The 26,105-nt window shown below is 63.2% G+C and carries 24 protein-coding genes; 8 read left to right on the top strand and 16 right to left on the bottom strand.

All coding sequences use genetic code 11. The features are described from left to right. Positions 1-54 precede the first annotated feature (54 nt). From ACFVSI_RS00490 to ACFVSI_RS00475, 4 genes are all read left to right on the top strand, one after another. Positions 55-711: a DUF3000 domain-containing protein gene (locus ACFVSI_RS00490; RefSeq protein ID WP_387819019.1), complete on the top strand. Its 657-nt coding sequence runs from the start codon at positions 55-57 to the stop codon at positions 709-711. A gap of 80 nt (positions 712-791) precedes the next feature. Continuing rightward, positions 792-2,114, top strand: a complete 1,323-nt coding sequence (locus tag ACFVSI_RS00485) for an HRDC domain-containing protein (protein ID WP_387819018.1) — start codon at positions 792-794, stop codon at positions 2,112-2,114. 195 nt (positions 2,115-2,309) lie between these two features. Beyond that, on the top strand, positions 2,310-3,584 hold the full coding sequence (locus ACFVSI_RS00480; RefSeq protein WP_387819017.1) for a thiolase family protein: 1,275 nt from the start codon (positions 2,310-2,312) through the stop codon (positions 3,582-3,584). Then, on the top strand, positions 3,581-5,725 hold the full coding sequence (locus ACFVSI_RS00475; RefSeq protein WP_387819016.1) for a 3-hydroxyacyl-CoA dehydrogenase NAD-binding domain-containing protein: 2,145 nt from the start codon (positions 3,581-3,583) through the stop codon (positions 5,723-5,725). Before ACFVSI_RS00480 ends, ACFVSI_RS00475 begins: the two co-directional genes overlap by 4 nt. A 140-nt stretch (positions 5,726-5,865) precedes the next feature. Here ACFVSI_RS00475 and ACFVSI_RS00470 read toward each other — a convergent pair whose 3' ends face one another. From ACFVSI_RS00470 to ACFVSI_RS00435, 8 genes are all read right to left on the bottom strand, one after another. After that, positions 5,866-6,843: an aldo/keto reductase gene (locus ACFVSI_RS00470; RefSeq protein WP_387819015.1), complete on the bottom strand. Its 978-nt coding sequence runs from the start codon at positions 6,841-6,843 to the stop codon at positions 5,866-5,868. A gap of 55 nt (positions 6,844-6,898) precedes the next feature. Continuing rightward, a complete protein-coding gene (locus tag ACFVSI_RS00465; RefSeq protein WP_144662510.1) occupies positions 6,899-7,123 on the bottom strand; it encodes a hypothetical protein in 225 nt (74 codons plus the stop codon). A 43-nt stretch (positions 7,124-7,166) separates the two neighbouring features. Further along, positions 7,167-7,727, bottom strand: a complete 561-nt coding sequence (locus ACFVSI_RS00460) for a hypothetical protein (protein WP_387819014.1) — start codon at positions 7,725-7,727, stop codon at positions 7,167-7,169. Beyond that, on the bottom strand, positions 7,724-8,293 hold the full coding sequence (locus tag ACFVSI_RS00455) for a DUF402 domain-containing protein (protein WP_387819013.1): 570 nt from the start codon (positions 8,291-8,293) through the stop codon (positions 7,724-7,726). The genes ACFVSI_RS00460 and ACFVSI_RS00455 overlap by 4 nt, the downstream gene beginning before the upstream one ends. Further along, entirely contained in the window at positions 8,290-10,263 is a 1,974-nt protein-coding gene (gene dxs, locus ACFVSI_RS00450) for a 1-deoxy-D-xylulose-5-phosphate synthase (RefSeq protein ID WP_144662513.1), read from the bottom strand. Before dxs ends, ACFVSI_RS00455 begins: the two co-directional genes overlap by 4 nt. Positions 10,264-10,440: 177 nt before the next feature. Next, complete coding sequence (acnA, locus tag ACFVSI_RS00445) at positions 10,441-13,248, bottom strand: aconitate hydratase AcnA (RefSeq protein ID WP_387819012.1); 2,808 nt, start codon at positions 13,246-13,248, stop codon at positions 10,441-10,443. 233 nt (positions 13,249-13,481) lie between these two features. Beyond that, positions 13,482-14,858: a class I SAM-dependent RNA methyltransferase gene (locus ACFVSI_RS00440; protein WP_387819011.1), complete on the bottom strand. Its 1,377-nt coding sequence runs from the start codon at positions 14,856-14,858 to the stop codon at positions 13,482-13,484. Next, positions 14,858-16,831, bottom strand: coding sequence for an APC family permease (locus tag ACFVSI_RS00435; RefSeq protein WP_387819010.1), 1,974 nt, complete (start codon positions 16,829-16,831; stop codon positions 14,858-14,860). Before ACFVSI_RS00435 ends, ACFVSI_RS00440 begins: the two co-directional genes overlap by 1 nt. 114 nt (positions 16,832-16,945) lie before the next feature. On the opposite strand from ACFVSI_RS00435, the gene ACFVSI_RS00430 reads away from it, so the two are divergent. Next, entirely contained in the window at positions 16,946-17,617 is a 672-nt protein-coding gene (locus tag ACFVSI_RS00430) for a potassium channel family protein (RefSeq protein ID WP_387819009.1), read from the top strand. Then, a complete protein-coding gene (locus ACFVSI_RS00425; protein WP_387819008.1) occupies positions 17,617-18,351 on the top strand; it encodes a potassium channel family protein in 735 nt (244 codons plus the stop codon). Before ACFVSI_RS00430 ends, ACFVSI_RS00425 begins: the two co-directional genes overlap by 1 nt. Here ACFVSI_RS00425 and ACFVSI_RS00420 read toward each other — a convergent pair. The 4 genes from ACFVSI_RS00420 to dut all read right to left on the bottom strand — a co-directional run bounded on the left by ACFVSI_RS00420 (position 18,318) and on the right by dut (position 20,873). After that, entirely contained in the window at positions 18,318-18,992 is a 675-nt protein-coding gene (locus ACFVSI_RS00420) for a DUF3159 domain-containing protein (protein ID WP_387819693.1), read from the bottom strand. The two genes, ACFVSI_RS00425 and ACFVSI_RS00420, sit on opposite strands and share 34 nt — an antisense overlap. A 104-nt stretch (positions 18,993-19,096) precedes the next feature. Continuing rightward, a complete protein-coding gene (locus tag ACFVSI_RS00415) occupies positions 19,097-19,474 on the bottom strand; it encodes a hypothetical protein (protein WP_387819007.1) in 378 nt (125 codons plus the stop codon). Further along, a complete protein-coding gene (locus ACFVSI_RS00410; RefSeq protein WP_387819006.1) occupies positions 19,467-20,225 on the bottom strand; it encodes a DUF3710 domain-containing protein in 759 nt (252 codons plus the stop codon). The genes ACFVSI_RS00415 and ACFVSI_RS00410 overlap by 8 nt, the downstream gene beginning before the upstream one ends. 117 nt (positions 20,226-20,342) lie before the next feature. After that, positions 20,343-20,873, bottom strand: a complete 531-nt coding sequence (gene dut, locus ACFVSI_RS00405; RefSeq protein WP_387819005.1) for a dUTP diphosphatase — start codon at positions 20,871-20,873, stop codon at positions 20,343-20,345. 95 nt (positions 20,874-20,968) lie between these two features. On the opposite strand from dut, the gene ACFVSI_RS00400 reads away from it, so the two are divergent. Next, on the top strand, positions 20,969-21,466 hold the full coding sequence (locus ACFVSI_RS00400; RefSeq protein ID WP_387819004.1) for a DUF3093 domain-containing protein: 498 nt from the start codon (positions 20,969-20,971) through the stop codon (positions 21,464-21,466). Between the two features lie 20 nt (positions 21,467-21,486). Here the strand turns inward: ACFVSI_RS00400 and ACFVSI_RS00395 are convergent, their stop codons facing one another. Then, positions 21,487-21,786, bottom strand: coding sequence for a DUF4193 domain-containing protein (locus tag ACFVSI_RS00395; RefSeq protein WP_387819003.1), 300 nt, complete (start codon positions 21,784-21,786; stop codon positions 21,487-21,489). A gap of 283 nt (positions 21,787-22,069) precedes the next feature. Here ACFVSI_RS00395 and sepH point away from each other — a divergent pair, with 283 nt between their 5' ends. Beyond that, positions 22,070-23,413 carry a septation protein SepH gene (gene sepH, locus ACFVSI_RS00390; protein ID WP_387819002.1) on the top strand — a complete coding sequence of 448 codons (1,344 nt, stop codon included), beginning with the start codon at positions 22,070-22,072 and terminating at the stop codon, positions 23,411-23,413. On the opposite strand, the gene ACFVSI_RS00385 is transcribed toward sepH, so the two are convergent. The 3 genes from ACFVSI_RS00385 to ACFVSI_RS00375 are packed head-to-tail and all read right to left on the bottom strand — an operon-like array spanning position 23,410 to position 26,076. Beyond that, the gene (locus ACFVSI_RS00385; RefSeq protein WP_387819001.1) at positions 23,410-24,147 is read right to left on the bottom strand and encodes a thymidine kinase; all 738 of its coding nucleotides are present in this window, start codon (positions 24,145-24,147) and stop codon (positions 23,410-23,412) included. The two genes, sepH and ACFVSI_RS00385, sit on opposite strands and share 4 nt — an antisense overlap. Beyond that, complete coding sequence (locus ACFVSI_RS00380) at positions 24,140-25,354, bottom strand: alkaline phosphatase family protein (RefSeq protein WP_387819000.1); 1,215 nt, start codon at positions 25,352-25,354, stop codon at positions 24,140-24,142. The genes ACFVSI_RS00385 and ACFVSI_RS00380 overlap by 8 nt, the downstream gene beginning before the upstream one ends. Next, positions 25,351-26,076: a DUF5998 family protein gene (locus tag ACFVSI_RS00375; RefSeq protein ID WP_144662524.1), complete on the bottom strand. Its 726-nt coding sequence runs from the start codon at positions 26,074-26,076 to the stop codon at positions 25,351-25,353. Before ACFVSI_RS00375 ends, ACFVSI_RS00380 begins: the two co-directional genes overlap by 4 nt. Positions 26,077-26,105: the final 29 nt, after the last annotated feature.

The raw sequence follows: 26,105 nt of genomic DNA, 5'->3' as shown, positions 1-26,105 counted from the left end.
TCCGGGGCGGCGAGCCTTCACGGGATCACCGCCCCGGACACATAATCTGCCAATGTGAACGCCCTCGCACAGGTTCCCCCAGACTTTCTCTTTGCCTTGGGAACGCTTCGAAAAGCACAGTGCCGCAGCGAATTGCGGCTTGATGAAATCCCCGCCCCCGCACGTTTGGCACCCTATGCGGTCGCCCTGGGTGCTGGAGTCTTCAGCCCGACCGCCGCCACCCGCCAGGTGCCCGTCCACGGACCGGCCGCCAAAGCCTTCGCCAAAAGCCAAGGCAACAGCCCGTCCAGTGAAGAAGAGGACGAACTGGCCACGGGACGGTTTATCCTCCTCTACGATCCCGAAGGATCTGCAGTGTGGGAGGGCGAGTTCAGGATCGTTACCTACATCCGCGCCCAAATGGATGCCGAGATGGGTAATGATTCCATGCTTGGCTCCGTGGCCTGGACCTGGCTTGTGGAAGCCTTGGAACACCGCTCCGCCCCGTACAAGGCAGCAGGCGGAACAGCTACCAGGATTCTCTCGGAAAGCTTTGGGACCCTGGCCGAACGACCCGACACCATCGACATTGAACTCCGCGCTTCGTGGACGCCGTCCAGCGCCGACGTGCAATCCCACCTCGAAGCCTGGTCCGACATGGTCTGCACCTTCGCGGGGCTTCCACCCCTGCCGCCAGGGGTCACAGGCCTGCCCAACAGGAGGCTCAATTGAATACCCAGCACGCGCCGATGACTGCACTCCGGAACGCAAAAGCGTCCCGGAAGGGGACGAATCGGTAAGCTTAAGCCACCATGACCCCTGAAAACCTGGAAAACACCACAGCCGGCGATCCGGCTGCTGATACCACCACCCATATCAAGGTAGACGGCTTCGACAGCCACGTCCCTGAAGTGATCGACCTCGACACCCCACGTGAAGGGGTCCCCCTGGTCATCGACACCATGGCCGGCCTGGAACGATGCGCCGCCGCCATCGCTGCCGGTACAGGACCCGCCGGAGTAGACGCGGAGCGGGCTTCCGGATTCCGCTACGGCCAGCGGGCCTTCCTGGTGCAGATCCGGCGGGAAGGCGCCGGAACCTGGCTGATCGACCCCGAGCCATTCGACAACCTGGACATCATCAACGATGCCCTTCGGGGAGTCGAATGGATCCTGCATGCCGCAACCCAGGACTTGCCCTGCCTGTCGGAGCTGGGCATGTGGCCGGACAAACTTTTCGATACCGAACTTGCTGCCAGGCTCGCCGGACTTCCGCGCGTCGGGCTGGCGGCAGTCATTGAGCAACTGCTCGGTTTCGGTCTCGCCAAAGAACACTCCGCCGCTGACTGGTCTACACGTCCACTCCCGGAACCCTGGCTGCGATACGCCGCGCTCGACGTCGAGGTCCTGGCCGAGTTGCGCGAGGAACTCATCGAGTTGCTGGAAGCCGACGGCAAACTGGAGTACGCCGAACAGGAGTTCGCGGGCATCCTGGCCGCAGGCATTCCGGCACCGAGGGTGGATCCATGGCGGAAGACCTCGGGCCTCCACCAGATCCGGGACCGCCGACAACTGGCTGCGGTCAGGGAACTGTGGCTGGAACGCGACCAGCTGGCCCGCAAGCGCGATGTCGCCCCCGGCCGGCTCATCCCCGATTCGGCACTCGTTGCCGCCGCCAAAGCCATGCCCACCACCGTCCCCCAGCTCCTTGCGACCAAGGGATTCCATGGGAGGAGCGCCCAGCGCGAAGCTCCACGCTGGCTGCGATGCATCACGACGGCCAGGACCATGACGGATCTGCCGCCACTCCACCTGCCCACGAATGCCCCGCCGCCCCCGCGCGTGTGGGCGGACCGCGACCCCGAAGCAGCAGCACGCCTGGCGACGGCACGTCCCGCTCTCCAGGCGAAGGCCGACGAGCTCAACTTGCCCGTGGAGAACCTCCTCACCCCGGACTACCTCCGGAGAGTTGCCTGGCGGCCGCCGGCGGAAGTATCGCTGGACTCCATCTCAGAAGAATTACGAGCCCTCGGCGCAAGAGACTGGCAAATTTCCCTCGCCGCCCCGATACTGACCGAGGCATGCCTGAACCCCAAACCGCTGCCGGCCAAGGAATCGAAAGCTAAAGAACAGTAATCAGGGATTTGCGGTCCTTGCAGGGCCCGCCGCACGAACACGCGTTCGAGCGGCGGGCCTTTCGCACATCTATGTGTAACCTGACCCCACCCCATGGCCCTTGCACGCTAAGTTACTCATGAGTAACATTGCAGTAATGCCAACTGGAATCCGCTCAGCGGACAACGGTGCCATGTCTCAACGAGGAGTTATTACATGAGTCCAACACGCAATGCCCAGCGGAACGTCCGTGACGTCGTCTTCGTGGACGGGGTCCGCACACCCTTTGGCAAAGCCGGCGACAAAGGCATCTATGCGGGCACCCGCGCCGATGACCTGGTGGTGAAATGCATTCGCGAGCTCATGAGACGCAACCCTTCGCTTCCTGCCGACCGCGTCGACGAAGTAGCCATTGCCGCTACCACGCAGACCGGAGACCAAGGCCTGACCATCGGCCGTACAGCGGCGCTGCTGGCCGGCCTCCCCCGTTCGGTTCCCGGGTTCGCCATCGACCGCATGTGCGCAGGTGCCATGACGGCAGTAACGACGACGGCGAGCGGCATCGGCTTCGGCGCCTACGACGTCGTCATTGCAGGCGGCGTGGAGCACATGGGCAACCACCCCATGGGCGCAGGCGCGGACCCCAATCCGCGCTTCATGTCCGAGCGACTGGTGGATCCCGCAGCCTTGAACATGGGCAATACAGCCGAGAACCTGCATGACCGCTTCCCCGCGATCACCAAAGAGCGCACGGACGCCTACGCCGCAGCGTCCCAGGCCAAGCTGGCCGCAGCCTACGCGAACGAGCAGATCCAGCACGACCTCGTGCCTGTGGCCACCATGAAGCCGGGCCAGGGCTGGGCGCTGCACACCACCGATGAACCCCCACGCCCCGGCACCACTGTGGAGGACCTTGCCGGACTGCGCACCCCCTTCCGCGCCCACGGCCGCGTCACCGCCGGCAATGCTGCAGGGTTGAACGACGGCGCCACTGCTGCTGTCCTGGCGTCCGCGGAGGCCGCAGAAGAACTTGGGTTGCCCGTTAAGATGCGCCTGGTCTCTTACGCGTTCGCCGGCGTCGAGCCTGAAGTCATGGGCATCGGCCCTGTCCCGGCCACAGAGAAAGCACTGAAGAACGCCGGGCTCGGCATCGAAGATATCGGACTGTTCGAGATCAACGAGGCCTTCGCCGTCCAGGTACTCAGCTTCCTGGACCATTTCGGTATTTCCGACGACGACCCCCGCGTCAACCGCTACGGCGGGGCGATCGCCGTCGGACATCCGCTTGCTTCCTCGGGCGTCAGGCTGATGAACCAGCTCGCCCGGCAGTTCGAAGAAGATCCGTCCGTCCGCTACGGCATCACCACTATGTGCATCGGCCTCGGCATGGGTGCCACGGTCATCTGGGAAAACCCCCACCACGCCGATTACCAAGCTTCACTCCCTGAGCCGGCCGCTGCCGCCACCACCACCGAAGGAGCCGCCGCATGAGCGCCGCCGAATTCCAGAAGCTCGCAGCACTGTTCCCCGACGAGGTTGTCACGCACTCCTACGTCCAGGACATCGAGCTCCCCGGTGGTGCGGGAACTTTTGCCCTCATCACCCTTGACAACGGACTGGACCATTCCAAGCCCACCACGCTGGGCCCGAATACCCTGGTTGAGCTGGGCAACGTCCTGGAGGGCCTCAAGGAGCGGGCCGCGCGCGGCGAAATTGCCGGCGTCGGTGTCACGGGCAAGCCCTACTTCCTTGTCGCAGGGGCCGACCTTTCCGCTGTGAAGACACTCAAGGAGCGCGAGCACGGGCTCTGGATGGCCCAGCTCGGCCACGCCGTCTACAGCACGCTGGCGAACCTCGGGGTACCGAGCTTTGCGTTCATCAATGGCCTTGCCCTTGGCGGTGGCCTGGAGATCGCCCTTCAGTCCACGTACAGGACTGTTTCCACAGGTGCCGGTGCGCTGGCACTCCCGGAAGCCTTCATCGGCCTGGTGCCGGGCTGGGGCGGCGTCTATATCCTGCCGCGCCTCATCGGTCCGGAAAACGCGGTCAAGGTGATGATCGAGAATCCGCTCAGCAACAACCGGACACTCACGGGACCCCAGGCCTACGGGCTCGGAGTGGCCGACGCCATGTTCGAGCCCGCAGACTTCCTGGAACAGTCGCTGGCATGGGCCGCACGAGTGATTTCCGGCGATGTCACACCCGAGCGCAGCAACGCGGTGGACGCCTCTGCCGACACAGTGGCCGCCCGCTGGGCAGCAGCGGTGGCGGCGGGCCGTGAGTTTATCGAGGCCAAGACCTCCAACGCCTCACCCGCGCCGGCGAAGGTGCTGGATGTCATGGAAGCCAACCGGACCATGACGCAGCAGGAATCAGCGGAACTCGAATGCGAAACCCTCGCCGGGCTCATGCAGACCGACGAATTCCGCTCCACCGTGTATGCGTTCCTCGACCTCGTACAGAAACGATCCAAGCGTCCTGCCGGAGCTCCGGACCGTAAACTTGCACGCCCGGTGACCAAGATCGGCGTCGTCGGCGCGGGGCTGATGGCCAGCCAGCTGGCCTTGCTGTTCGCCCGCCAGCTCAAGGTGCCCGTGGTCATGACCGATATCGACCAAGCACGGGTGGACAAGGGAGTGGCGTACGTCCACGCCGAAGTGGACAAGATGCTGGCCAAGAAGCGGATCAAGCCGGACGCCGCCAACAGGACCAAGGCGCTGGTCACGGGTTCTGTCTCCAAGGCTGCCTTTGCCGACGCCGATTTCGTCATCGAGGCTGTTTTCGAAGAACTGCACATTAAGAAGCAGGTCTTCGCCGAAGTTGAGGAAATCGTCTCGCCCGAGTGCATCCTGGCGACGAACACGTCCTCGCTGTCCGTCACGGCCATGGCTGAGGACTTGAAGTATCCCGAACGCCTGGTGGGCTTCCATTTCTTCAACCCGGTGGCTGTCATGCCGCTGCTGGAGATCGTGAAGGCTCCCAAGACCGACGACGCCGTCCTGGCCACCGCGTTCGAACTGGCCAAGGGACTCAAGAAGACTGCGGTACTGGTCAAGGACGCGGCCGCGTTCGTGGTCAACCGAATCCTCTTGCGTCTCATGGGAGAGGTCATCGCAGCGTTTGACGAAGGCACCCCCGCGGAGGTCGCCGACACTGCTTTGCGTCCCATGGGCCTGCCCATGTCCCCCTTCACGCTCAGTGCCATGGTGGGACTGCCGGTAGCCCAGCACGTTCAAGAGTCCCTGCACGCAGCGTTCGGTGACCGATTCCCGGTGTCGCAGAACCTGCAGAAGTTGATCGACAACGGCGTGAAAACTCTGTGGGTCACTGGACCCGACGGACAGCCCGTCATTCCTGCGGAAACCCTGGCGATCATGTCCTTCGGCAACACCCCTTCCACGGGTGCCGAAGTCCTGCGCCGCACCCAGGATGCCCTGGCCGAGGAAATCGGCCTCATGCTCGAAGAAGGCGTCGTTGCCGGCCCGGAAGACATCGATCTCTGCGTCATCATGGGTGCCGGTTGGCCGATGTTCCTGGGCGGAATCACCCCGTACCTGGACCGTGTTGGCGCCTCGGAGCGTGTCAACGGCAAGCGGTTCCTGGCACCGGGCGTTGCATCAGCACCGGCCTAAGCCGCCGCTGAACCTCAACGCTCTTTCACATCCCGCGGCCTAAACCGGATCGCTCTCTCACCTTGGTGAGAGAGCGATCCGGTTTTAGCGCTCTTACGTGAGCGGGGGACGCCTGAGACTGGGCGGGATGTGGGAGAGGGCTAGAAAAGCGCCACCTTGGGTGACCTCGGGAAGATGCCGTCCAGTTCCTCGCGGTCCTCCTGCGTCGGAACCCAGCAGACGGCTTCTGCATTCTCGCGGATCTGCTCCGGACGGGTCGCACCGGCAATGACGCTGCTGACTCCGGTTTGGGCCGCCAGCCAGGAGAACGCCAGTTGCAGTTCGGTGATGCCTCGCTCCTTGGCGAACTGGCCGAAACGGCCCAACTGGTCCCAATCGGCGTCGTGCACCAGGTTGGTGCGCGTGTGGCTCAACCGCGAACCTTCCGGAGCCTTGCCAGCGGAGTACTTTCCCGTCAGCAGGCCATTGGCAAGTGGGAAATAGGGAAGCACTCCCAAGGAGAAGGCCTCTGCTGCCGGAAGAACCTCGAGCTCAGCCCGGCGATCCAGCAGGTTGTAGTGGTTCTGCGTCGAAATGAAGCGCACACCGCCGGCCTGGCGTCCTACGTATTCGGCCTCCGCGATCTGCCAGCCGGCAAAGTTGGAATGGCCGATATACCGGACCTTGCCACTGGATACCAGGTCATCAAGCGCGGCAAGAGTCTCGTCGATCGGTGTCCGCGGATCCGGTTTGTGAAATTGGTAGAGGTCGATCCACTCCGTGTCCAGGCGGCGCAGGGATGCTTCAACGGCTTTCACGATGTAGCGGCGTGAACCACGGGCATCGAAATCGTTTCCGTTCACCCCTCGCATGTCCATGCCGAACTTAGTGCCGACAACGACGTCGTCCCGGTGCCCCTTCAGCGCTTTGCCGAGCATCGTTTCGCTGAGTCCGGGCTCACGTCCGTAGACATCTGCGACGTCGAAAAAGGTCACCCCGGCTTCGACGGCGGCATGAACAACCGCGTTGGTGCCTTCCTGGGACTCAGTGGGCGTGTTGGCACGCCCCAGATTGTTGCAGCCCAGCCCTACAGCTGAAACGGTCAGTCCGGAATGGCCAAGGCGTCGGTATTCAGTCATGAAGCCAGCCTATCCCGCCCTCACGGCGGGATAGTCACCCTGGGCAACAAAACACTTAGTTGCCCGCAGCTCCGTAGGAGATTCCCGATTCCTCCATGGCATCCTCGAGCTGGGCAATGGCCACCGGCCCCATCCCGTGCAGTTTGGAGACCTGCCCTTCCCCATACTCGGCCAGCTGCTCCAGCGTTTCTATGCCCTGGTGGGCCAGAGCCCGCTTGGCAGGCGCAGCCAATCCCTTGGGCAGAGGTGTATGTCCGGGCCAATTGCTCTTTGACGGCATGGGGATCCTCCTGATGCGATGGAACCAGTGCTGAGGGTGCTACTTAGAGACTAAAGCCAAGACCCTGCTTGGGCGAGTGCTTGACCTTGAATGCCGTGGGATCGGTGTAGGGCGCGGCAGCCACGGTGAGCTTGGTAAAGTCCAGGTCTTCCCCGCGAACGCAGACCTTGATGGCGTTGACAGCTTTGTTGACGTCCGGGCAGAGGCAGAAGATGTTGAGGTGGCCGTTGCCGATTTCGGATCGGTCCACGACGCCCAGGCCACGCCATGCCAGCTCACCGGTCAGGGCCGTCTTGGCCTTTCGTTCAAGGTGGCGGTCACGTTCGGTGCCGTCCTTTGTCTTGAGCGCAATCTGCGCCACTACCCAGAACTGCTCAGACTCGGGAATCTCCGCGTAGCCGTCTTCCTCACATTGGGCAGCGAAGGCGGCCATCAATCCGTCAACGGAAGAGTCATCACTGACCTCGGTCTCGTTGGTCTTGCTCTGGTGCCCTACGACGCCGTGGTTGACCACAAACTGCTTGTCATCGTCGTCGTACCAGGCCTCCCGAAAGTGGAGGACACCCTCGTCGTCTGTCTTGTATGTCCGGATGATGCCGCTCACGCGCGTCCCTTCCTGAACCATTCCGCGCTCGGACTGTTCGGGTCCTGGACGTTGAACGGTGGTTGCATGGTGTGGACAGCCTCGAAAAGCGTTGCGCATTCGGCGCGCAGGGCGTCCACGATTTCTTCCGGGTAGCCCATGGCCACCCGGTGGTGCTCAAACTCGTCTTCGTCATCAACGAACACTCCATGAACTGTGGAGCGGATGACGTCCAAATCCATATCGATCATGTGGAACTCGGTGACTCCCGGCTTGATGGGAGTCCAATCGTGGCCGGTGGCAAGGTCCACGTAAATCCGGAAATCCCCCGGATAGCTGTCATCGTAGAACGTCACCACGAACTCACCTGTCCGGGGAACCAACAACAAGCAATCGGATGCGGTGTAAAAAGCCGCACCAGGCCGGGAGCAGAACTCCCCCTTGCCCTGGAAAGTCCACCAACCGTGGATGTCTTCACCGAGATAACGGCCGGGCACCACCCAGTGGGCCGTACCGTCAAATTTCCTGTTCCGCGACACAACGAGGTCGCCGGGCAGCAGCGCGCCCGGTCCGCGATCATTCCTCACAGAGTGGGCAAGCTGCCGGTTGTAGGGTGCTCCTGGCCCGGGAGAGGCCGCGCGAAGGGGACCTTTGTCCCCAAAACCTGGGCAACGACGTCGTGAGTGATCTTTTGGGCGGTGAGCCCGACGCGTTCCAGCACCTGTCCGCGGGAGCCGTGCACCAGGAATTCGACTGGCAGGCCGACTTCGTTCAGGGCGGTATCCACCCCTGCTGCCCGCATTTCCTGACGGATACGCGAACCAACGCCGCCGGCGCGGACTCCGTCCTCGATGCAGATCACCAACCGGTGCCGGGCCGCCAACGCAATGATCGACTTCCTGACGGGAAGGACCCAGCGCGGGTCAACCACAGTCGAGCTGATCCCTTGCGCGCCCAGACGGCCAGCCACATCAAGGGCCAGCTCCGACATGGCACCAACACTGACGATCAGGACATCGTTCTCGGTAGAACCCTCCGGCCTGCGGGCAAGGATGTCCACGCCATCGTGGAGCCGTTCGATGGCTTCGACTTCGGAGCCGACACTGCCCTTGGAGAAACGGACCACGGTCGGAGCGTCATTGATGGCGACGGCCTCGCGCAGTTCCTCGCGGAGCCGGGTGGCATCACGCGGGGCAGCCAGATGCAGGCCCGGGACGATTTGAACCATTGCCATGTCCCACATGCCGTGATGGCTGGGCCCATCGGGGCCGGTCACGCCGGCGCGGTCCAGGACAACCGTGACACCGGCCTTGTGCAGCGCCACATCCATGAGGAGCTGGTCGAAGGCACGGTTTAAGAATGTTGCGTACACCGCCACGACCGGATGCAGGCCGCCAAAAGCCATTCCAGCGGCCGAGGTCAGCGCGTGCTGCTCGGCGATGCCGACGTCGATAACGCGCTCCGGGTGGCGCTCTGCGAACTTGTGCAGCCCGACCGGAATAAGCATGGCACCGGTAATGCCGACAATGTCCTCACGTTCGTCGGCAATATCGGCGATCTCCTCGGCGAACACCGAGGTCCAGGACCTGGCTCCAGGAGTTTCGGTGGACTCCCCCGTCTCCGGGTCGATTATGCCGACGGCGTGGAACTGGTCCGCCTCGTTGGCCAGCGCCGGAGCGTAGCCGTGGCCTTTTTCGGTCATGGCGTGCACGATCACCGGCCCGCCGTAAGCCTTGGCGGTGTTCAGCGCATGCTCCATGGCCTGGAGGTTGTGTCCGTCCACAGGCCCGATGTACTTCATGCCGAGGTCCTCGAACATGCCCTGCGGAGCCCACCAGTCCTTGATGCCCTTCTTCATGGCATGCAGGCTCTTATAGGTGAACTGCCCGGCGGGGCCGCCGTTCTGAAGCTTCTTCTTCCACCAATCAAGCATCCGTTCGTAGGCCGGAGCCGTACGGAGAGAGTCGATGGTGGGGCGCAGTGAGGCAAGGTAGTCGGCCAAACCGCCGACGGTAGGGGCATACGAACGCCCATTGTCATTGACAACGATCACAACGCGACGCCGCTTGTCCGCGGCGATGTTGTTGATGGCTTCCCATGTCATCCCACCCGTCAGCGCACCGTCACCTACAATGGCGACGACGAACCGGTCGCCTTCGCCGGTCAGCTGGCGGGCACGGGAAATACCGTCCGCCCAGGACAGCGACGACGACGCGTGGGAACTCTCCACGATGTCGTGCTCGGACTCGGCACGATCCGGATAGCCTGAGAGGCCGCCCTGCTGGCGGAGGGTGCTGAAGTCCTGCCGTCCGGTCAGGAGCTTGTGCACGTAGGACTGGTGCCCCGTGTCGAAAATGATGCTGTCGCGCGGGGAATCGAACATCCGATGGACGGCGAGGGTAAGTTCAACCACACCCAGGTTCGGACCAAGATGCCCGCCTGTCGCCGCGACGTTGGTGATCAGGAAGGCCCTGATTTCGCCGGCCAGTTCTTCCAGCTCTTTGCCGGACAGTTTGGCCAGGTCCTGTGGATCCTTGACGGTTTCCAAAAGTCCCAACGGCCCTCCTTAGGGTGAATGACGTGCTCGTTAACTTTAGCGCGTGCCCGGAGTCCACGCGTTTCCCGGCGGCATCACCGCTGGGGCGCCAGATGTCCCTGACGCCAGCAGCCCCGGCCGGTCGGATGACCAGCCGGGGCTGCATGGCACGGAATCAGCTGTGACCAGCCGGATTCACTATGCGGAGATCTGCCGCAGGACGTACTGCAGAATGCCACCGTTGCGGTAGTAATCTGCTTCGCCCGGGGTGTCGATGCGCAGTACGGCGTCGAATGACTTGGACGAGCCATCCTCAGCCGTTGCCGTGACCTTGAGGGTCCTTGGCGTGGTGCCGTTGTTCAGCTCGGTAACGCCTTCCACGGAGAACGTCTCCGTGCCAGTGAGGCCGAGTGTCGCAGCGGATTCGTCCGCAGGGAACTGCAGCGGAAGAACACCCATGCCGATCAGGTTGGAGCGGTGGATACGCTCGTAGCTTTCGGCGATGACTGCCTTGACGCCCAAGAGGGCGGTACCCTTGGCTGCCCAGTCACGGGACGAGCCGGAACCGTACTCCTTGCCGGCCAGGACAACCAGGGGCGTTCCTGCGGCCTGGTAGTTCTGGGCAGCGTCGTAGACGTAGGCCTGAGGGGCACCTTCCTGGCTGAAGTCGCGGGTGAAGCCACCTTCGACGCCGTCCAGGAGCTGGTTCTTGATGCGGATGTTGGCGAAGGTGCCACGGATCATGACTTCGTGGTTGCCACGGCGCGAACCGTAGGAGTTGAAGTCCTTGCGCTCCACGCCGTTGGCCAGCAAGTACTGGCCCGCCGGGGTGTCCGACTTGAAGGAACCGGCCGGGGAGATGTGGTCTGTGGTGACGGAGTCGCCCAGCTTCAGGAGCACGCGGGCACCCGAAATGTCCTGGACGGGATCCGGCTGGGCCTTCATGCCCTCGAAGTATGGGGGCTTCCGGACGTACGTGGAATCCTCGGCCCAAACGAACGTGTCGCCGGCGGGCGTGTCGAGCGCCTTCCAGCGGTCGTCGCCGTCGAAGACGCCTTCGTAACCCTTGGCGAACATGCCTTCGTCGATGGAGGAGTCGATGACTTCCTGCACCTCCGTGGGGTTCGGCCAGATGTCCTTGAGGAAGACCTCGTTGCCCTCGGAGTCGGTTCCCAGGGAATCGGTGTCGAAGTCAAAGTCCATGGAACCGGCCAGTGCATAGGCGATGACCAGCGGCGGGGAGGCCAGGTAGTTCATCTTGACGTCCGGGTTGATGCGGCCTTCGAAGTTGCGGTTACCCGAGAGCACTGCAGTTACGGAGAGGTCGTTGGCCTGGATGGCTTCAGAGATTTCCGGCTCCAGCGGGCCGGAGTTACCGATGCACGTCGCGCAGCCGTAACCCACGATGTAGAAGCCCAGCTTCTCCAGGTACGGGGTCAGTCCGGACTTCTCGTAGTAGTCGGTGACTACCTTGGAACCGGGAGCAACAGAGGTCTTGACCCACGGCTTGGAAGTCAAACCCTTATCCACGGCGTTGCGGGCAAGGAGAGCAGCCGCAAGCATGACCGAAGGGTTGGACGTGTTGGTGCAGGACGTGATCGAAGCGATCGATACCGCGCCGTGGTCCAGTTCGAATTCGCGGCCATCAGCTGTGGTGACCTTGACCGGCGATGATGGACGGCCGTGCGCACCGTTGGCAGCCGAGAAAACGCGGCTCGTCTCCGTAGTGTGCGAGTCAGCGTGCGTGAAGGAGGGGGCGTCCGAAGCCGGGAAGGATTCGTCCAATGCCTCGTCAACGCTGCCGTCTTCGATGGCGACGTAGTTGTGGATGTCCTTGCGGAACTGTTCCTTCGCATCCGTGAGCTCAATGCGGTCCTGGGGACGCTTGGGGCCGGAGATGGACGGAACAACCGTGGACAGGTCCAGCTCGAGGAACTCGGAGAAACGCAGTTCACGGGAAGGATCGTGCCAGAGGCCCTGTTCCTTGGCGTATGACTCCACCAGGGCAACATTTGCTTCAGAGCGGCCGGTGAGGCGCAGGTAGTCAAGGGTGACGTCGTCGATCGGGAACATGGCGGCCGTGGAACCGAATTCCGGGCTCATGTTGCCGATGGTGGCGCGGTTGGCCAGCGGCACGGCTGCAACGCCTTCGCCGTAGAACTCAACAAACTTGCCAACTACACCGTGCTTGCGCAGCATTTCGGTGATGGTCAGGACGACGTCGGTAGCGGTGGCGCCTGCGGGGATGCTGCCGTTGAGCTTGAAGCCAACAACGCGGGGAATCAGCATGGATACGGGCTGGCCGAGCATGGCGGCCTCGGCTTCGATGCCACCGACGCCCCAGCCCAGGATGCCAAGGCCGTTGACCATGGTGGTGTGCGAGTCAGTACCAACGCAGGTGTCCGGGTAGGCGCGCAGAACGCCGTCGACCTCGCGGGTCATGACCGTGCGTGCCAAGTACTCGATGTTGACCTGGTGCACGATGCCGGTTCCCGGGGGAACAACCTTGAAGTCGTTGAAGGCTGTCTGGCCCCAGCGGAGGAACTGGTAGCGCTCACCATTGCGCTGGTATTCGATCTCCATGTTGCGCTCCAGTGCGCCGGCGTTGCCGAAGGCGTCGATCTGGACGGAGTGGTCGATGACCATTTCTGCCGGCGCCAGCGGGTTGACTCGCTTGGGGTCACCGCCGAGTTCCTTGACGGCCTCGCGCATGGTGGCGAGGTCAACGATGCAGGGAACGCCAGTGAAGTCCTGCATGATGACACGTGCCGGGGTGAACTGGATTTCCGTGTCGGGCTCCGCATTGGGGTCCCAACCGGCAAGGGCGCGGACATGGTCAGCCGTTATATTGGCGCCATCCTCAGTCCGCAGGAGGTTTTCAAGCAATACCTTGAGGCTGAACGGAAGGCTGTCTGCGCCCTCTACGGAGTTCAACCGGAAAATTTCATAGTCGGTGCCGGCTACATTCAGTACGCCTTTGGAACCGAAGCTGTCCACAGTGCTCATGGCAGGACTCCTCTCGCAACAGTTTCATCTTTGTCGCGTGGTTGGCCGCTAGCCAGTTAGGCACACCTTACTTAGCCGGGCGGCATCTTTGTTGGTCACCCCGCCCCCGGAGGCCTTCACATCCAGTTGAGCGGGACTACTAGGCCCATCGTAGTGGCTTTATCTCCGCGGAGGGCAGGAGCCACCCAAGCCGCCGCGCCCGCAGTCTCCCGCGGGCCGGGGGCCTGTCCCTCCTAGGCGGGAGGAACAATCAGGCCGACAGTTTCCACGTGGTGCGTGTGGGGGTACAGATCAAAGGCCCGCAGTGACTCAAGCCGCCAGCCACCCTGGTGGAAGTAACCCAGATCACGGGCAAAGGACGCGGGATCGCAGGACACATAGGCGATGGCGCGGGGGCCGGTGGCCATGAGTTGCTTGACCACTGACTTGCCTGCGCCGGCGCGCGGCGGATCCAGCACCAGGGAGTCGAAACTGCGGGCACGCTGATGCAACACCCGCTCCACACGACCCTGGATGATCTCTACCTGGGGTGCTCCATGGAGGTTTTTCCGTGCGTCCCGGCTGGTACCCGGGGAGCCTTCGACCGACAGAACCGAACCGGTAACCCCTACGACGTCCGCCAGAAGGGCAGTAAACAGTCCCGCACCGGCGTACAGATCGGCCACGGCAGCGCCGGGGTGCAAATACCCGCCCCCGGAAAGATAGTCGGTCACGGCGCCAGCCAGCGTGTCAGGCGCTTCTTTGTGGATTTGCCAGAAACCCTCACCCGTAACCCGGTACTCGTGGCCGGCGGCACTCTCCTGGACCCATGTCCTTCCCCGGAGCTGCTGGACCCCGCCCTTGCCGGGATCGAAAGCCGCCACGGAAATATCGTGCGGCAGTTGGGACACAATACTGTGCAACCTCTTGGGGCTGGTGCCCTCCTCCGGCGCAAGGAGCACCAGCGGCCTGGAACCATTGGAGGGAACGGCAACCTCAACCCGGGCAATGCCGGAAAGATCGACATCCCATAACCGGAGATCGTTGATTCCTTGAAGTGCCAGCGGCATCTCCTTGATGGGCAGCACCACATCCGATCGATGCGCGTGCATTCCCAAACGGCCGTTGGCGGTTACCCCGAAGCTGGCGCGCGTGCGCCAGCCGAGTCCGCCGTCGTCGGAAGCCCCGGCTGCCTCCACCTCGGTGGCGAGCTCGAGACCGGCGAGCCGCTTCAACTGCTCAGCCAGGACCTCTGCCTTCAGCTCCCGCTGCCTGGCAAGTGAGATATGCCCCAGCTCGGCACCGCCGACAGGAGGGGTGCCGCGTTTCCAGGAGGCCAGGGCGTCGGCCGGCTTCCAGAAATGGGGCACGCGATCGGGTGAGGGTTCAAGGATCTCGACGACGTCGGCACGCCAGAAGCGCGACGACTCACCAGCGTCGGTCAACCTGATACGGACCTTCTCACCGGGGATGGCATGCCGGACGAAGATGACACGGCCTTCGTGGCGCGCCACAAAATGCCCGCCGTGGGCGATGGAACCGACCGTGACGACCGCTTCATTGCCTTCCACTGCTTGGTTTCCAGGTGTATTGCTGTGCCCAGTGTGGGCGGAATTGCTGTGGGAGGTCATTAGGTATCCTGCAGTGCCTTTGCTTCTTCGGACGATTTCAATTGCCAGGGAACGCTGGCAACCATGACTCCGGGTTCAAAGTGGAGCCTCGTCTTGATCCTGAGTGCTGTCTGGTTGTGGACCAGCTGTTCCCACCACTTGCCCACCACGTACTCGGGAATGTAGACGACGATGAGGTCGCGTGGTGAATCGCGGCGCATGTTCTTGATGTAATCCATGATGGGCGTCACGGTCTCGCGGTATGGACTGGCCAAGACCGTCAGCGGAACGGGAATTTCCAGTTTCTCCCAGTCCCTGACGGTGTGTTCGGTCTCCTCGGAGTTGATGTCAACGGTTATGGCGTCCAGGCGGGAGGGCCGCGATGCCCGGGCATAGGCCAGCGCCCGCAGCACAGGCTTGCGGACGTGCGAGACCAGGAGTACAGCGTGGACACGGGTCGGCAAGGCCCGGGGAGAGGAATCCTCATCCACGGCGAGTTCTTTGGCCACGTTGTCATAATGGGCACGGATGCTCCACATGATGAGGAACAGGATGAACATGGCGAGCAGGGCGATCCAGGCTCCCTGTTCAAACTTGGTGATCAGGACAATGACCAGCACCAGCGCGGTCATGCCAAAGCCCATCATGTTGATGGTGCGGGATTTGATGATCCTGCGCCGGACAGCTTTGTCCTTGGCCAGCTTGAGCTCGCGGCCCCAGTGTCGGATCATGCCGAGTTGGCTGGCTGTAAAGGAAATGAAGACACCCACGATGTACAGCTGGATCAGTTTGGTGACATCTGCATTGAATGCCAGGATCAGCACCAGGGCTCCCGCCGCCAGGGCCAGGACGCCGTTGCTGAACGCGAGCCTGTCGCCGCGCGTCCGCAACTGGCGCGGAAGGTAGCCATCCTGGGCCAGGATGGAGCCCAGGACAGGGAATCCGTTGAAGGCCGTATTGGAGGCAAACACAAGGATGATGCCCGTGGCTGCAACCACCACATAGAAGGGTATGGAGCCGGCGCCGAAGATCGTGTCCGCAATCTGGCTGATTGCCGGCGTCTGGATGTACCCCTCGTCAAGGGGTTTTCCATCCACCAGGAACTCCCGGGCAGGATCCAGCACGATATGCACCTTGGTGGCGTTGGCCAGGTACAGGATTCCGGCCAGCATGGAGGCAGCTATCACACCAAGCAGCAGCAACGTGCTTGCAGCATTCTTACTCTTGGGCTTCTTGAAGTTCGGCACGCCGTTGCTGATGGCTTCAACACCTGTCAGGGCGGCGGCGCCCGAGGAGAAGGCACGAAGCAGCAGGAAGGCACCGGCCAGGCCAACCAGGCCTTCATCGAATCCAGGCGCGGGAACGATGGTGAAGTGTGCTGACGGCGCCTCCCCCAACTGGCCTGTCACGGCCTGGAAGATACCCACCGCGGTCATGCCAAGGATGGACGCCATGAAGATATAGGTGGGAACGGCGAACACGGTGCCGGCCTCTTTGATGCCCCTGAGGTTGACCAGCGCGAGGATGATGACACCGATCGTGGCGATGAGGGCTTGCTGCCCATGAAGGGACGGGATGGCAGTCGTCAGATAAGTGGCTGCTGAGGACATCGACACCGCAACAGTCAGGACATAGTCCACCAGCAGGGCGGACGCAACAGTCAACCCCGCGTACTTGCCAAGGTTGACGTTGGCGATCTCGTAATCGCCGCCACCGGAAGGGTACGCGTGGACATTTTGGCGATAGGACGCCACGACTGTGAGCAATACCACCATGACGGCGAGGCCCACCAACGGCGAGAACGCGACGGCGCTCACCCCTGCAAGGGCCAGCGTCAGCAGGATTTCATCCGGTGCATACGCTACGGAGGACAGGGCGTCCGAGGCGAAGATCGGCAAGGCGATGCGCTTGGGCAGCAGCGTGTGGGACAGCCGGTCGTTCCGGAAGGGCCGGCCCACCAGCACCCGCTTCGCGGCATTCAAAATTGTCAGCACTCCGCAAAGCTACTCTGAATACCCTGCGATGTCATGACGGCGAAGACGTGCTTAGCCACGTGGCAACGGTAAAGTCATACCGAGCGGCAGGGACGACACACATTAGGAGACACGGTGGCTCACTTCGTGATCATGGGTTGCGGGCGTGTTGGCGCAACCCTGGCACACACTTTGGAGGATGCAGGCCATTCGGTGGCCATCATCGATCAGGACGAGCGGGCCTTCCGGCGTTTGCGCAAGTCCTTCACCGGGCGGAAAGTCACTGGGGTTGGCTTTGACCGGGACACTCTCAAGCAAGCAGGTGTGGAGGAGGCCTATGCGTTCGCGGCGGTTTCCAGCGGTGACAACTCCAACATCCTGGCCACCCGTGTGGCCCGCGAGACCTTCCATGTCGCCCACGTGGTGGCGCGCATCTACGATCCCGGACGCGCAGAAATTTACCAGCGCTTGGGAATCCCTACAGTTGCCGCAGTGCGCTGGAGCGCTGACCAAGTCCTCCGCCGTATCCTGCCCGAACAGCATTTGGCAGGCGATTACCGCGAACCGTCCGGACGCTTGGTCCTGGCCGAAGTGGACCTTCACCCGGAGTGGATCGGCCACAGGCTCAGCTCCATCGAACAAGCCGCGGGTATCCGCATCGCTTTCCTCACCCGCTTCGGCGAGGGCTTGCTCCCCCAAGGCGGCACCGCCTACCAGGAAGGCGACACTGTCCACGCCATGCTGAACCTGGAACGAACATCCGAGATCAGCCGGATCCTCGCCAAAGCACCCGCCAAGGAGTCTTAGTGAAAGTTGTCATTGTTGGCGCAGGCAGCGTCGGCTCGTCCATCGCGCGTGAGCTCCTGGCCCATCAACACCAGATCCTGCTCATCGACCTCAAGCCCGAGGTCATTGGACGCAGCGGGCTCCGCGGCGCCCGCTGGCTGGTGGGAGACGCCTGCGAATTGAGCACCCTGCAAGACGCCAAACTTGACGATGCCGACGTCGTTGTTTCGGCCACCGGCGACGACAAAGTCAACCTGGTGGTCTCGCTCCTGGCCAAAACCGAATTCGGCGTGGGACGCACGGTAGGACGCGTTAACAACCCGAAGAACGACTGGATGTTCAACGACTCCTGGGGCGTTGACGTCGCAGTCAACACCCCGCAGCTGATGACGGCACTGGTGGAGGAAGCCGTGGAGATTGGCGACATCGTGCGCCTGCTGACTCTGCAAACCGGCGTGGCCTCCATTGTCGAGTTCACTGTTCCGCACGACTCCCATGTCATTGGAAGTACGGTAGGCGACATCGAATGGCCCGAAGATGCCACGCTTGTGGCCATCCTCCGCGACCAGGCTCCGATTACCCCTACCCGCGATGACGTCCTGGACGGCGGTGACGAACTCTTCTTCGTCACCACCATCGCAGCCGAAGACGGGCTCCGCGCCTTGTTGTCGAAAAATTCACGGGCAAGTCACGCAAGTGGCGACCACGCGGCAGAAGCCGATCAGGTCTCTGACGACGACGGCTTCGACGGCTGAACCGCCGGCTTGGTGACCAGCCAGGCAACCCACAAGCCCAGGATGTAGAGCGGGGCACCCATCAGGAGTCGGGTAGTTGCGAGTGCGGTCAGTCCGGCTTCGCCCATGAAATACAGCGGCACTTGCACCACCAGGCGCAGGGCCAACACGGCCACCACGATCCACGTGCCCAACTTGTAGGAGCGGAGCCGTTCCGGGTTCTTCCGCCATTCAAGTCCCTCGTTGCGCACAAAGCCGAAGAGCAGACCCGCAACAGGCCATTTGAGCGCGATCGAAAGCACCATGGCCGCGATGTAGGCCAGGTTGGTGAAGAAGCCCAGCACATAGAAGTCCTCGGCCTTGCCGGTGGTGTTCGCCAACCAAGCCGAAATACCGACGCCGACCACCCCCGCCAGCGCTTGTGTCAAGGGGCGCCGCTGGACCAGTCGAACGACGGTGAAGACTGCGGCGGCAGCAAGGGCCGCAATGAGCGACGGCGTCAGGTCGCGCGTGATGGTGAAGGTCACCAGGAAGAGGAGCCCCGGGAGGATGCTTTCGGCAATGCCCTGTACGCCGCCGGCCGACTTCAGCATGTCGACGTGGCCGGCGCTGTTACGGTGGAGCCCGGCTTTTTCGGCGTATCCCGCAGCGATGTCGGACATACGCGGGCCTTCGCTGGCGGGCTTGGGTACATCAGTGCGATGGGTGTCGCCCTGCTTCGGCGAGGACGACCCGCTGTCCTTGGGCTCTGATCCGTTGGCCACGGTCATAGGTGCTCCTGACGGGAAAGTATTTCGTAGCGCGGGTTGAACATGGCGGGTAAGCCGTCGAGCTGGGTCACCATGCCGTCCAGGCGAAGTTCAACGCCTGCTTCGATGCCGGGCACCCGTGTCCGTCCCAGCCAAATCACCCTTAAGCGATCGTACTGTTTCCTGGCGCCTGCAGCCGTTGGCTGGGTTGGGACCCCTGGCCGCAACGCGTCCACCACAATGGCGGAGAAGAACGGTTGCGCGCTGGGCGGCTGGTGCGTCACGGACTCGATGAAACCGGCGCACACGGCCCTTCCCCGTTCGGGAAGGTCGCGGATCCCCACGTCCCCGGGAGGTTGGGCAGCCACTCCACCCTGGCCTGGCGAGTCAGCCAATCTGGGTGGTCTCCGGGCCTCGCTCAGGCTGTTGCAAGGAAGGGGCCGACGGCGGGACGGTACCTTGGGGGGCACCGGCCTGGCCGGGTACGGCGGCATCCTTGGGCAAGCGCAGTTGCAGCAATTCCCGCGGAGGCATCGGGTTGTCACCCCGGACCACCACCACACGGCGGAACAGATCCTCGAGGCCTGCGGCAGCGTCACGCTCCAAGGCCGCCTGTCCACCCAGGACGCCTCGAAGGAACCATCGCGGTCCATCCACACCCATGAAGCGTGCGGCGCGGAAGCCCTTGCTTCCGTCAGCAGCTTCAGCAGGCAGCTTGGCCACAAGCTCTGTTCCGAACTCGCCCTGGATTTCCTCGGTCTCGCCGCCCTGGCTGGCTACGGACTGGGAGATCTGTTCCCGGATTTCATCCCACAGTCCTTCAGAGCGGGGGGCAGCAAACGCCTGAAGCTGCAGGCTGGAGCCACCCAGGTCCAGAGTCACGGCGACTACACGCTGGGTGGCCTCTTCCACCTCCAAACGGAGCTGGAGGCCTTCAGAGGGAGCGATCAGGAGGGCACCGAGGTCCACATAACCGTCGCGGCTGTCGATCTCATCAACGTCCAGCGGCCCCTTGCCGAGGCGGAAGTCGCCGGGAACGCGGTCCCCGGCGGCTGGGGTCTCCTCAGAACCTGCACCGGATTCCTCGACGGTGCCGGCAATGTCTGCCCGCTCGGCCTTGGACTTTTTACCGCGCCCAAAAAGCATTGGGTTTTCTCCTTAGTAGTGATCTATCCCCAAGTAAACCGCAAGCGCGGTGGTCCACGGTAACCAGGCCATGGCGTCAGTTGTCCGCCGGTGGCCACTGCCCCTGGCGCGACCGGCTCAGGCCTTCGGTGCGTTGAATCCTCCGGTAGACCCGAATCCTCCGGTACCACGGACCGTTTCGGACAACTGGTCAACGGCGACGAACCGTGCATACTCGACCCTCTGGATGACCATCTGGGCAATTCTATCGCCGCGTTTGAGGCTTATGGCGGTGCTTTGGTCGGTGTTCAGCAGGGTCACTGCGATTTCGCCCCGGTATCCCGCATCCACGGTTCCTGGTGCGTTGACGACGGTCAGACCGTGCTTGGTAGCGAGCCCTGAACGGGGATGGATAAGGGCGACAAAGCCGTCCGGGAGAGCAATGGAGACTCCCGTCGGTACCAGCTTGCGTTCCCCGGGAGCCAGGTGGACATCCTCGCGGGCCCGAAGATCTGCTCCGGCATCACCCGGGTGGGCGTAGGAGGGGGCTTCCAGGCCGTCGTCGAGCATTTTCAGCTGTACGTCCAAGGTCGGGGCGCCGTAGCCTGCGGTGGTCTCCGCGTCCGGGCTTACAGGGTCTTTACTGAATACTGCAGTCTCATTGCTCACAGTGGTTCATTCTACTGTTACTGGCATTTCCTGTTCTGCCCGTGGGCGTTGCCCGGACGGACATCCGGGAGCCGGGGGCCGGATAAACTGGTGGTATGCCTACGCCTGACCAGTCCTCCCCCGTGCCTGCCCGGAACAACCCCACCGCTCCTGGAGTCCTGTACACGGAGAAGTTGTGGCCGTCGTTGTGGATCTGGATTGTCGTTGTCGGACTCTCAAGCGCCGGGCTGCTGATGTTCGGCCCCATCAGCCCAGCTGCAGCCATCATCGCCGCACTTGCGTTGCTGGCGATCATGACCACCATGCTGGTCCTTTCCACTCCCACTATCACGGTCACCTCGGACACCGTACGAGTGGGCCGGGCCAGCATTGACCGTGCGTTCGTAGGCTCAGTCCAGGCGTTCAGGAAAGCGGAGGCGACAGCTGAGCGCGGGCCGCGCCTGAACGGGTTGGCCTACATGTGCTTCCGTGGGTGGATCGATCCCGTGGTCAAGATCGAGATCACGGATCCCGCCGACCGCACCCCCTATTGGCTGGCCTCCTCGCGTAGGCCTGAAGAACTCGTTGCCGCCCTGGCAGCACCCCGGCCCTGAAGCCAGCCGCCGGGTCCGGTTCAGCTCTCACATTCGGTGCAATAGAGGTGGCCGCCCCGTTCCGCGGCGATCTGGGACCTGTGCTTGACCAGGAAGCAGTTGAAACACGTGAACTCATCAGCCTGAGGAGGCATCACCTGAATCAGGAGTTCCTCTCCCGAGAGGTCGGCTCCCGGCAGTTCGAACCCGTCAGCAAGATCTGTCTCATCGACATCAACAGCTGAGGACTGCTTTCCCGACTGGCGCGTTTTGAGCTCCTCCAGGGAATCCTCGCTGACGTCTTCCTCTGTCTTCCGGGGAGCATCGTAATCGGTAGCCATGGTCTTTCCTTGTCCTCCGTCCCTGCTGTGCGTGGGATCCCGGGCAACACCCTTTCGTGCCGCCCGGTGTATGCAACACCGGGCACGTCGGATTTGTGCCCGATATCGGCCAGATTGTCCTCCGCCGCCCATCAAAAGTCCATAGCGCTTCCCTGGGCCCATAGATGCTCCCACTCTGCCCGGTTTTCTGCGGAATATCACGGCACGCCCTCCCTCCTAGTAGGAAATGCTCCCGGCTGGTGGCAGAGTTTCGAATGTCAGTTATGCCATGGTGGAGGGTGTTATGCAGGATCTACGGCTGGTAGGCGTCCACGACGACGGCGGGCATCTGCTCTTAAGCGGCCCGGGCGGTGCGATGTTCCAGCTTCCGATCGACGAGGCTTTGAGGGCGGCAGCGATCCGGACACCGGCACAGGTGGCCGCCCGCGCCTCCAACACACCCATTGCCATGTCCCCCAGGGACATCCAGGCCAGAATCCGCAGCGGTGCGACCGCAGCGGAAGTATCCGAACTGTCAGGCCTCCCGCTGGCAAACGTCCAGCGCTACGAGGGTCCCGTCCTCGCCGAGCGCGAGTACGTTGCCCGTCAGGCTCGTGGCATTGAAGTTGCCGCCCCGGCTCCGGGCCATGACGCGTATCGTTCCGCTTTCGGAGATGCACCAGCCACTCTGGGCGACATGGTGGAGCACAGGCTGTCCGCACACGGCATCGACGCGTCGACAGTGGAGTGGGATTCGTGGCGCCGCCCCGACGGTTCCTGGACTGTCGTTGCCAGGTTCGAGGCCGTTCCCGGCACGCATGGCAGTATCGGCGAGGAGCCGCCGGCGATGTGGACTTTCAGTCCCCAACGAAAGTCCTTGCAGAACGCAAACCGCTGGGCCCAGCAGCTCAGCGAACTTGAGCCGCTGGATGGCCCGGTACCTGCCCGGCGCCTCGCCGCGGTCTCCGACCGTCCCTTCGATTTTGAAACCGACGCCGAAACGGCTGCACGCGCCTCCGCCAAGGAATCGGACAGCCTCCTGGAAATGCTCCGCTCACGCCGTGGCCAGCGCCTCGGCGTCGACGAGGACGGCGACGACGCCCTGGCTGTCTTGTTGAGCAACGTGCCAGCGGCCCATCCACGACCGGGCGACGACGAGGCCGAGGTGCCGACCGAAACCGACGATGCGAACCGCGGCTCCGAGGTTTCCGTGGAAGAGGAACTTGCACGCAGGGACGGCCGGCCCTCGATGCTATCCCGGCTGAGCCTTGCGCCGCGCCACTTCGAAGCCGATGACGACGACGATTCCCTGAAGCTCCACAATGGCGTCAGCACCGATACCCGGGAGATCACCGTCGTCGCCAGCCCGCTCCGTCCTGTCACACCTCTCGTGGGCCGCAAACCGGCCGGTCTCGACGAGTTGCTGGGTGGCGGTCCGGCAGCACAAGCACCTGCAAATGACGACGGCGGCCACACTGAAGACGTCATTGGCGACGTTGCGCCGACAGAGGAAGCACCCTCGGAAGAGGGCGGCGAACCGGACGCCCGGCAACACGTCGAAGCACCGGCAGAACGCCAACCGGCACGGCCCAAGAGGTCGAGCATTCCCAGTTGGGATGAGATCGTTTTCGGAGCGCGCGGAGACTAGCCTTGAGTGCCCGGCTGGCCCTGCGTGCCGGGCTGTCCGGCTCCCGGCCAGAGGCACGCATCAATGTCGAACGGCAAGGGCTGATCGGCGCCGGCCATAAGGTTGGCGCCGTGGGCGGTGACCCTGCGCATGTAGTGGCGGCGGCACAACGTTTCATAGCCTACGACGCCGGCATCGGACCGGCCTTCGCTGTCTCCGGAGGTAGGTGCGACATCGCCCACCATGACCTGTTCGCCTTCCACCACCATGATGCCGTTGAGCGTCCGGGCGTTCTGGGTAGCCCTTCGGCCGCACCAGCACAGCGCCTCGACCTGCAGGACCTGGACCCTGTCCGCCAGCTCAATGAGCCGCTGTGAGCCGGGGAACAAGCGGGTTCTGAAATCGGACGTGATGCCAAACGCGAAGACGTCCACGTCCATCTCATCCACCACCCGTGCCAACTGTTCGACCTGGCCCGGTGAATAGAACTGGGCTTCGTCACAGATGAGATAGTCCACCCGGAGTCCGCTGGTTCGGCGGATCACTACTTCATCCCAGAAATCGGTTGCGTCTTCGACTTCCACTGCGTCGGTCTGCAGGCCCAGGCGGCTCGAAATCACGGAATCGCCGGCCCGGTCGTTTCGGCTGAACCGGACACCACCACGTCCACGGGCGCGGTGGTTGTGGTCCATTTGGAGCGCCAGCGTCGATTTTCCGCAGTCCATGGTCCCGGAGAAAAAGACCAGTTCAGCCACGTTTGCCCTTCCTGCCGGTTGCACTGAAGCACACGAGAGGCACTTCGCGCTCAGCCCGGGTCAAGGAACCATGCTGTCCCACGACTTCCAGTGAGGACGGACGCACGCGGCGGGTGTCGTACAGGGCCAGCGTATCCCTGGCCGCAATCATGACATCGCCGATCCTCGGAGCGACCGAAGGAAGAACGTCGCCGAACAGCCCGGCGGCCACGGCTTGTTCGCGCGTGAAGACCCAGATCCTCTCGCCAAACCGCCGCCTCCAGGCATCCACCAGCGAAGTACGGTGGGCATCAGTGGCATCAGGTTCCAAGTAGAGATGCACCATGCGGGGTTCTCCCGCTGTGTGCCGGACACCTGCCACCAGCGACTCATCGGCCGAGAAGTCGATCCGCTGGGAGTCCGGGACGTCCAGCATGCCGTGGTCGCCGGTCAACAGGATGGTGGTGCCTGCAGGCAGTGTCGCGGAGAGCCTCTTTATCGTGGAGTCAAGCTCCTCGATCTGGTGCTCCCAGCGGTCGGACTGGCATCCGTAGCGGTGACCGGCCTTGTCCAATTCGTTGGCGTAGAAGTACATCAGCGACCGGCCACCGCCGGACATGGCCTCGGCCGCGGCGGCGGTCCGGGCGTGCAGGGACGTCCCTCCCACGAAGCGACTCCCGCGCAGCGCTGCTTGTGTCATGGGCGAGTTGCCGAACTGGGGCAGGCTTACGGTGACAACGTCCAGCTCCTGGGCTACGCGTTCAAAGACCGTTGGATGCGGCTGCCACGTCGCAGGATCCACCTGCGCGTCCCAGTTGCCCAGAAGGTTGACAACCTTGTCCTGGGCAGGGTCCAGCACGTCATAGCCGACCATTCCGTGGTGTCCGGCCGGCAGTCCTGTGCCAAGGCTCGCCAAGGAAGCTGCCGTGGTGCTGGGAAAGGCAGCATCCAGCCATGCCGGGACGTTCCCTTGGCCTGCGGCAACAACCGAACGCAGGAACGGTGTGTGGGAGGCCTTCTGCTTGAGCAGGTTCCGTCCCAGTCCATCGGCGAGGACAACGCAGACACGCTGGGTGGACGGCAGCTGGAGCTGGTTGGTGAAACCGGGGACACCGAGGGCGGCCGCGGAACTCGTCAGAACTTCAGCGATCGATTTGGTCCCGAAGAGCGGTGGTGCCGGAAGCTCAGTTGTCGTCGTCGACGCGGGGGTCTGCGCGGTGTCGCTCAACGCTGGTGTCCGCGGCTCAGGCGGTTGCTGAAAACGCCCGAACGAGGCCTGGGGGCCGGAATACTGGAGTGCTGGACCGGGGCTGGGTTTCCCGTGTTGACTGCACGCAGGGCGCGCGCAAAGAGTTTGGCGTCCTGGACAGCCTGAAGCCCGTCAGCTTCGGCGCTGATGCGCAGCACAATGTCTTCCTGGGCGATGGTCCCGGTGTAGCCATGATCGGCCTCGCATTGGGGATCCCCACAGCTTGCCGGCCCCATGTCCAGCCGCTGCCCGCCCGACCACGCGATGGATACGGTCAGCTCCCGGACGGGATCGGAGGACTTGTAGTTTTGCGGCTGGGAGTACATGTAGCTGAGGACCACCGAGCGGATCTGGGCAACGGGCACTGACTCCGTGGAGATCTGTGCAACGATCTGCTCGCCTGCCTCGTCCAGCTGCTGGTCATCGACATGGGTGATCACCAGCATGTCTTCCGTCAGCACCAGCACGGTGATGTGGCGCCGGACCTCCGCGCGGTCGAAGTGCGTCTCCAGGTGGACCAGGTGTGACAAGCACTCGCGGCCATCCAAAGCGTCATCGACGACGTCGGCCACCAACCGGGGGTAGAAACCGGCCTGCTGCAGGGCCTGCTCCAGGCTTTGTCCCTGCGAGCTGTGGTTGTGCGCGGCGTGGTTCCCATTGTTGGACGGGCGGGACTGAGGCGTCGGAGACTGGGTGCTCATTCCCCCATTTTCACAGATCAGTTGGGGAC

The organism is Paenarthrobacter sp. NPDC057981 (genome assembly GCF_042886835.1).
In the GTDB taxonomy this organism is placed as follows: domain Bacteria; phylum Actinomycetota; class Actinomycetes; order Actinomycetales; family Micrococcaceae; genus Arthrobacter.
The sequence above is the reverse complement of the archived record's forward strand: the minus strand, read 5'-3'. Positions and strand labels throughout refer to the sequence as shown.